At 39.2% G+C, this 268-nt stretch carries 1 protein-coding gene; it reads left to right on the forward strand.

Annotated features, from left to right (window positions below; translation table 11 throughout):
* Nucleotides 1-37 precede the first annotated feature (37 nt).
* Nucleotides 38-268: plasmid recombination protein (locus AAEZ18_RS18915; RefSeq protein WP_352255951.1), on the forward strand; the 231-nt coding region annotated here is incomplete at its 3' end.

Genomic DNA, 268 nt, shown 5'->3' on the forward strand with positions numbered 1-268 from the left:
GTCAAATTCATCATCACAGTTATCAATTGAGGGGCAAATGTATCAAATAGTGCGGGTTCAAAAATTGAAAAGCATGGTGTCGATCCAAAGGAGTGTAAAACACTCCTTTCGAACTCAAACCACCCCAAACGCAGATCCAGAAAAAGAACGAGAGAACAATGTAATTGGACTTAAAAAAGGGGCAAAGTCAAAGTCGGAACTTGAAGAACAAGCGATGCAAAAGTTAAAAGATAGGATGCCAACTAAGTTAAGAAAGAATGGTGTGCTG

The organism is Pseudoalteromonas sp. 19-MNA-CIBAN-0066 (assembly GCF_040308705.1).
In the GTDB taxonomy this organism is placed as follows: domain Bacteria; phylum Pseudomonadota; class Gammaproteobacteria; order Enterobacterales; family Alteromonadaceae; genus Pseudoalteromonas; species Pseudoalteromonas nigrifaciens.